8 protein-coding genes are annotated in these 7925 nt (G+C 37.2%); 2 read left to right on the top strand and 6 right to left on the bottom strand.

What is annotated here, in order from left to right; all coding sequences use genetic code 11:
* Positions 1-375 (top strand): polymorphic toxin type 28 domain-containing protein (locus tag ABXH34_RS04265; RefSeq protein ID WP_353570626.1); only part of this gene is annotated, 375 nt, incomplete at its 5' end.
* Positions 353-1051: a hypothetical protein gene (locus tag ABXH34_RS04260; protein ID WP_353570625.1), complete on the top strand. Its 699-nt coding sequence runs from the start codon at positions 353-355 to the stop codon at positions 1049-1051. The genes ABXH34_RS04265 and ABXH34_RS04260, both read left to right, overlap by 23 nt.
* 328 nt (positions 1052-1379) lie before the next feature.
* Here ABXH34_RS04260 and tnpA read toward each other — a convergent pair whose 3' ends face one another.
* The 6 genes from tnpA to ABXH34_RS04230 form a co-directional block, all read right to left on the bottom strand.
* Positions 1380-1754 (bottom strand): IS200/IS605 family transposase, encoded by a 375-nt coding sequence (tnpA, locus tag ABXH34_RS04255; protein WP_353570624.1) that lies wholly within the window; start codon positions 1752-1754, stop codon positions 1380-1382.
* 617 nt (positions 1755-2371) lie between these two features.
* Positions 2372-3853 (bottom strand): DUF945 family protein, encoded by a 1482-nt coding sequence (locus ABXH34_RS04250; protein ID WP_353570623.1) that lies wholly within the window; start codon positions 3851-3853, stop codon positions 2372-2374.
* A 64-nt stretch (positions 3854-3917) separates the two neighbouring features.
* The gene (locus ABXH34_RS04245; protein WP_353570622.1) at positions 3918-4646 is read right to left on the bottom strand and encodes a CBS domain-containing protein; all 729 of its coding nucleotides are present in this window, start codon (positions 4644-4646) and stop codon (positions 3918-3920) included.
* A gap of 305 nt (positions 4647-4951) precedes the next feature.
* A complete protein-coding gene (locus ABXH34_RS04240) occupies positions 4952-5731 on the bottom strand; it encodes a TatD family hydrolase (protein ID WP_353570621.1) in 780 nt (259 codons plus the stop codon).
* 211 nt (positions 5732-5942) lie between these two features.
* A complete protein-coding gene (gene pepP / locus ABXH34_RS04235; RefSeq protein ID WP_353570620.1) occupies positions 5943-7253 on the bottom strand; it encodes a Xaa-Pro aminopeptidase in 1311 nt (436 codons plus the stop codon).
* Positions 7246-7779: a UPF0149 family protein gene (locus ABXH34_RS04230; protein WP_353570619.1), complete on the bottom strand. Its 534-nt coding sequence runs from the start codon at positions 7777-7779 to the stop codon at positions 7246-7248. Before ABXH34_RS04230 ends, pepP begins: the two co-directional genes overlap by 8 nt.
* Between the last annotated feature and the right edge of the window lie 146 nt (positions 7780-7925).

The following is a 7925-nucleotide window of genomic DNA, read 5'->3' as shown; positions in this document are numbered from 1 at the left end:
ACAATTGACACCAGTGTTCGGTTTGAAAAGGTCTACAACTTAACTGTTGCTAATACCCATAATTACTTTGTTGGTGATGATGGGATGTTGGTGCATAATTGTCTTACAAAAGCCCAACAAGCTGCTGTTAAAAAAATCAATGAAATTGAACATATGCTGAGAACCCATAATAATCTATCGGGTGATCTTCTTGACGATGGTCATATAAATAAGCTAAAAGATAGCAGAGTAGGGATTGGTAAATCCATAAGGTCTATTATGAACAGTTTGCGAAATCCAAATCTAAACTCAGAGGCTAGAGCCATTCTAGAGCAACAACTGAGAATTGCACAAAGAATTTGGGATCGTATTGATGAAATACTTAGTTCATTATAAAACATTAATTACAGAACTTGAAAATCGTTTTCCAAGCTCTACAAAACCTAATCACATATGTACACTCCCTGCGGATGACTATAGAAAACAACTCCAACAGGAATTTGGTAATAAACCTAGGGAGTGTATGACTTATAATGATTGCACTAGATTGATTTTTGAAGGTTCTTTATTATCAGACAATGCTTATTTGTACCTTTCTCCTAGACTTGCACAGGCCACTCTCATAGAAGATGGTAACGAGTTTTTGATGTATTGTCGCCTTGAGAGAATAAATCAAAACATTCTAGCCCAATGCCAACAGAAAATTTTGAACCAGCTAATAAATGCTCTAAAACAAAAAGAAGCAGAATTAGAAGAAGAAATACAACGAGAAGCAGAAGAATCCTGGAAAATTTGGGGGCAGGAACGATTAAGTAGAAATATGTTAGCTGATAAGTTTCTATATTTAGTTGCTAAAAACCAGGTTGAGGAAGTAAAGAAACTTTTGCAACAAAGTGTAACATTATTAAATGTAAAAGATTCAAATGGGAATACAGGATTTGATATTGCCAAAATGCTAAATCATGAAAACATGTTACAGTTTCTTGTCTCGTTCCAACGAGCTTCGTTGGAATGCAGTCCAGACGCACCGCGTCATGAAGGCATTCCCACATGCCATGCGGGAACGAGATAATCCCTAAAAGGTAGATAAATGGCACTTATTGTTCAAACACTTATTGAATTAAAGAAATGTAACTTGATGTGTTGGCCGACCATATTGGTTGGCTACCAAAGAGGTTGAATTACCAAATTAGATATAGCAAATTATGCTGTGGAACAAATAGCGAAAAATTTGGATAATGAGATTGAGGATATTGCGATACTAGCTTATGCAGATTCTTGTAATGATCTAAAAATAAGCCAATTAATCAATAGTGTTATATGTAAGTTAAATGACCACCAACAAAGCTGGTGGCTTATAAATGTGAACCCCTAAAAGGGGGGTATACCGCTCAAAACGGTTATTTGTCTAAACTAAGTTGCTCATAATGTGCATTTGTAGCATCTTGTTTTCGGATATAATTCCGTACTATGGATTCGTCTAAACCAACTGTAGAAACAAAATAACCTCTTGCCCAAAGGCTTTGACCTGTAAAGTTACGTTGTCTACCAAACATACGAGCTACTGCTATAGCACTTTTACCTTTCATGTAACCCACAATGTTTGATACCGCAAGTTTTGGTGGAATACTTAAACACATGTGTACATGATCTTGCATCAGGTGACCTTTCAATATCTCAACTTCCTTGTGAGAAGCTAATTCATGAAATATTTTCCCCAAGTACTGACGCATATCTTTGTAAAGAGTCTTTTTGCGGTTCTTGGGAATAAACACAACGTGGTACTACTTGCAATCCCATTTAGTATGACTCAAACTTTTGTAATCTCTCATGAGGCATTCCTCAAGTCATGAATGAACTTTAGAATGTCTCTTTGACTGTATGAAAGCTCAAACCCATGAGAGTCCCCCAGCAGAGCTGGGGGTTTACCTAGTTAATTATAAGATACAAAGCCCAATATTTATTAAACAAATAAGTTTCGATTTTGTTGAGCTTTCTTTGGTAGACTAACCCACGCAGGCTTCAGATGGTACATGACATTCAATGCCTTCAAGTTGTAATCTCAACCTCTGAACCCGACAAAAATTAAGGGAGGTCAAGGAATAATAGTAAGTTATTGTGTTCAGAAAGATTAAGCAATAACTGCTATAAATAATCTAACTCCTTTGCCTTATCGCCTTCTTATTTTGGCTGATCATTATAGGTAATCAGGATGCTTTTTGTCATGGCTGTTCTGTCAGCTTTAGGGGGCGAGCTTAATTCTGTTGTTATCAAAAAATCGGCATATTATCGTTTTTTTGTGGCTTTATTCCTTAAGCAAATCAAAACCGATTGATACTTAAGTTGATAGAATGCTGAGTATGTATAAAACCCAACATCCTATTTTGCTAGGTTACTGAATAGCTAAAGGCATCAACAACATGAATAAATCCATGGGTGCACCCATATCTTGACCATTCAAGGTAAGTTTATTGTCTACAATTGTAGCTGATAAAGTGTAGTTATTTTCTGTTTCAACAAGCGTTTTATCTTTAAGCAAGGCTTTAATCCGTGTATCTGCTTGTCCTGCGCTACCTAATGTTGCAGTCAAAGCTAATTTTAAAAGTGGTTTACCCATTTTGAAATCACCTTGCAGAGTCATTGCCATCAATAATTCCATCATATTATTTAAAGACTTGGCTTTTTGACCATTTACACCGAGCTGTAATGCACCGTTTAGATTACCTTTGTTCGTTTCTAACTTAATGTTAGATAACGATAATTCTGGGCTTTTAGCTAAGAACGCTGGCGCAAGCTGCATCAACTGACCAAACATTGCAAAATTTAAAATATCTTCTGAAATTTTACCGCTATGCAATTGGTTTTGTAGCTCACGCACAGTTTGTTGTAATTGCGCAGTTGCAGGGGCATCTAAGTTATTTAGAGCCAAATCCATTTGATGACTTAACGCCAATTCTTCACCAGCAATGTCTTTAGATAAGCTCCAATTTTTAATCGATAATTGAGATACAAAATTCACTGCTTCATCTTTTTCCTCACCACCAAAAGTAAGTTCAAATGATGTTAGCTCCGAGTTTGTTTTGCCTCCAACCCCAAAGTTAGCACTACCAATACTTAACTCGCCATTGCTTACTTCAACTTGTGAGGCTGTTTTGTGCATTTTTGTTGCTAATGCCAAATCAGCCAACATCAATTTCGATGTTTCATCTTGAAAGATAAGCATTGGCAAAGTTGTATTCATTTTAATGGGTAATAAATCTTTATCCAAATCGGCAACAAATTTTAACTGCCCCAATTCCATACTAAAGACTTTGTCTTCACTGATTGTTAAACCCTGTAAAGTCAAATCGGTTTGAACCTGTTCAAATGTTTCAGGATAAACAAACTGACCATCTAAACCTTTCCAGTCAATCAACACTTCACCACCATTCTCATCTTCGGGTACAGTATGATTATATTTAGGCACATCAAATTTAGTTTTACCCTGCCCCTTCGCATCAATAAACGTATCCAATATCAATGAAGGCACATCTTTTAATTCTTTATCCAAACGTTCTGTAAAAATAGGGGTAACGGTGGTTTTTAAATTAAGCGGTTTGCCTTGTTGCAAGTATTTAGTGACATCTGCCTTCAATGTATGCAATAACACTAAAGGATCGGCTTTCACCCGTATTCCTTCTGTGATTTGAGCATTATTGAGTTGATGACGAATCACAAAACCTTGTAGCTGTTCATCTGATTCTGTTGCTTGAGGCGGAGTTGTTTCCTCTACTTTGGCTTCTTCAGTGGTATTTACTGCGTCTTCTGCCATGCTGGGCATTGTAAAACAATACGCTAAAGCAGTTGTCAAAAGTAGTGGTAAGAGTTTTTTCATATTATGTCCTTTTTCATCATCGAGCCAAGAATAGGTAACGTTACCATAACGCTACCCATCATGATTAAACTTGCGCATTCGCCGCAATAATAGCGTTTGTCACCCAACCAATTACATCTTCATTTTGTTTGCCATTTACAGTGACAAAAACATCTTTGCAGTTAGGTACTTTATCCATAATGCTTTTTGCATCAGCTAATGTACTTTTTTCTGAGATCACACCAAAATGAGATTCTAAGTCGGAATATTCACTTAACATATCTTGTAACGTTAAAGCAGATAAATCTGTCGCTGGATAACGTCTTAGTCTTTCAGCCATATAACGATCAATGTCACTACGATGAATCACTGATTCAATATGTCCACTGTCATTTAATACGGGTAAACGACTCCATTCACCACCCGTTAACTCATCTAAAATATCAATCAGCATTAAGCCACCAAGCGGTGCTTTTTTATAAAACATTTGATCGCGCTTAATCATTGTGTCTTTGACTGCAGTTGATTTAAGCTTTTCTTGAGGACTTACATTGCGAGCCATTTCAGAAACGCTACGGGTTGCAGCTTCGAAGTTGTCTTTGGAGAAGTAATAAGCCAGTACAGTACCAATCCAACTACCCATCAAGGGTAAGACTGCGGTAAAAACCATCGTAATATTTGAGCCATCATCATCTTTCATAATGACAATGAGAGATAAAATTATCACCCCTACAATAGAAGTGAGCGTGATACCAATAGCTAGGGTGTCACGTAAGTTTTGGCCTCTTCTTGCCAGATTGTCATCGTATGCCATAACTGTGTCTCTTCTGATTCAATGGGCGTATAGGGGGAAAGTGCTTCATATCTTAACGGTAATTGACAGAGTAATAAAGTTTATTTTCGATTTTTGAATCGGGTTTTTTAACTACAAATAGGGTCTGTCGTAAATCAGTGAATAACATCATAACATCATGAATCTTGATAATATCAATAATTATTATGAATAATGGCTCATCATTTTGGGAAATGTACTGCTATCTTGCTTATTTTTTTATTCACCAATGGTGCAAATATTTTTTATAATTATTTGTTTTTTAGTATATTTCAATCGCTTAAAATTTAAAGCTGAATATTAAATAACTGTAGCGCATTTTGAGTTGTTATATCTGCAATCAATTCGGGTGGCTGTTGGCGTAACGTCGCAATGCTGTGTAATACTTCAGGCAAATAAGCAGGCTCATTGCGCTCACCACGATGTGTTGACAATGGTTGGTCAGGCGCGTCGGTTTCTAACAGAATGGATTCCAATGGCAAAACTTGAATCAAACGATGTAAACGCTTGGCTCTCTCATAAGTAATAGTCCCGCCAAAACCGAGATAAAATCCCAAATCAATTAATTGTCTGGCTTGTTGTTCACTGCCGACAAAACTGTGTACAACACCACGAAGATCAGGAGTTCGACGGATATATTTAATCACATCATCAACCGCGCGCCGCGCATGTAAAATAACAGGTAAATTTAATTTTTTAGCAATTTCCAGTTGTGCTGTAAAAAAAATAATCTGTTGTTTCACATCCAATTCTTTTAAATAAAAATCTAAGCCACACTCTCCCACTGCAATTGCGTTTTCCTGAATCAACCATTGTTCCAATTGTGCTAAATGTTCTGTTTTATGCTGTGCTAAATAAATAGGATGCAAACCATAAGCGGGGTATAAATTAAGATAGGTTTGGCAAACGTCGCGCATTTTGTGCCATTGCTTAGCATGGATAGCAGGGATAATTTGCACTTTGACCGCCGCAGCGCAGGCTCGGTTATAAGCCATATTTCGATCAGAGTCAAAGCGTTCATTATCAAAATGGGCATGAGTATCGATTAGAGTCGCGTTATTGAACAAGATCAACATTCCATGCTTGAGGAGTTAAAACAATGCTATAGTTAATTTCGTTTTGAGTGTTAGGACTGCCAGTCCTGTATCACTTTAAAGTAAAACGACTATAGTCCTGTGAAAAGTAGTGTTAATTGAATACCAAATGGCTACTCGCAAAACAAGTTTTGTACTCCTGCACTACGATTAATACCACTACCAAAACAACATTGAAAAAGCTCTATTTTTTACTATTCATCAATCTTTCAATATCATCCACTGATTTAATTAATTTCTCAGTCAAAACACGACAGCCTGTTTTCGTAATCAAGACATCATCTTCAATTCTAATTCCGATATTCCACCATTTTGGATCAACATTCGCTTGCTGTGGAATATAAATACCCGGTTCAATCGTCAACACCATCCCTGCTTGTAATGGAATCAACTGATCTTCTTTTTTATACAAACCCACATCATGCACATCCATGCCTAACCAATGTCCCGCTTTGTGCATATAAAATTGGCGAAAGGCTTTAGTCTCAATTAATTGGTTTACATCACCGACCAACAAACCTAAATCAACCAAACCTTGGGTAATTACCTCAATTGTAGCGTAATACACATCATCCCAAGTATTGTTTGGTTTGGCTTGCTCAATTGCCGCCAGTTGAGAATCTAATACAATATTATAAATCTGTTTCTGCGGCTCGCTAAATAGACCATTAGCTGGAAAAGTCCTTGTAATATCAGATGCATAATAATCATATTCGCAACCTGCATCGATCAATACTAAATCACCATCATGTAACAAGCCATCATTTTCTGTGTAATGCAAAATGCAACTATTTTCACCACTGCCTACAATCGCAGGATATGAAGGAGAACGACTGCCATTGCGGATAAACTCGTGATAAATATCAGCTTCTAATTCATATTCAGTCATACCTATACGGCAATTTTGCATTGCTCGTTCATGTGCCATCACTGCAATATCAGCCGCCTTTTGTAAAGCTTCAATTTCACCTGCGGTTTTGTACAAGCGCATTTCATGCAATATCACATCTAATGCGGTCATTTCGCTAGGAAAAGCCAAGCCATTTCGCGCCTGTTGACGTAATTGATTCATCCAGTCTGTGATTTTGTGGTCAAACTCTGGATATGAACCCATTGGATAATAAATACGCTGACAACTTTCCATCAAATTAGGAATAATGTCATCAATATCAGTAATTGGGAATGCGTCATCCGCCCCAAATAATTCACACGCACCTTCTAAGCCCGCCCGCTTGCCATTCCATAATTCTTTATCGGGGTCTTTTTCACGGCAAAATAATAAATATTCACCCTGCTCACGATTTGGAATAAATACGAGCAAGGCTTCTGGCTCAGCAAATCCGGTTAAATAGTAAAAATCACTATCAGGGCGATAAAAAAAGTGTACATCACGGTTGCGTACACGCTCAGGCGCAGTCGGTAAAATGGCAATGCCACCTTCCCCCATCATCTGTTTTAATTGCTGGCGACGTTGCGCAAATTCAGTTTTATCCATCTTGGCGTTTTTGTTCGTATAAATTCAAGATGCCAATTCTAATATATTCGACCAATTCAAAGTAATCTTTTTCATCCTCATTGGTGGCTTGATCTTCTTCAACAGGTGCAATGCGGGCAATTTGAGCAAAATCGTTTAACAATTCTTCGATATCTTCAGCAATTTCTTGATTGGCTAAAGCCAAGCCTACACCATATAAAAAACCTTCGCTCCAGCCTCCAATTGCTTGCACTCGCTCATACAAAGGCTTTTCATTATCAGGTAACATCGGTTGAAATAGACAATCAGGATTATCTAAATCAGCTACAGTTTTTTCAGTTAGTGCTGATAATTGTTCAAAACTTTGTTCAGCTAATTGATCGCTGACGGCTTCATCACCTAACACTTGCTGGGATAGAAATTGGGTCACTTTATCGCTATCATCTAAAAAGCAAATTAATCCACACAAAGTGCCATGGGTTTCTGATACGTCCATGGCTGCGCCAACATCTAATAAAGCCTGATTCAAAGCGGTGTAAATATCCATTGAGTAAAATATTGTCCTTATTTATGAAAATGGGGGATAGTTTTAGAATTGATAAAACAGAAGCTTAACAGCCCGTAAAGAATGTATGTTACGCAAAAAATCTTGATTCATGAAGCGGAGCTTATTGATATGACTCACAAATGGAA

The organism is Candidatus Albibeggiatoa sp. nov. BB20 (assembly GCA_016744725.1).
GTDB lineage: Bacteria > Pseudomonadota > Gammaproteobacteria > Beggiatoales > Beggiatoaceae > Albibeggiatoa.
The sequence above is the reverse complement of the archived record's forward strand: the minus strand, read 5'-3'. Positions and strand labels throughout refer to the sequence as shown.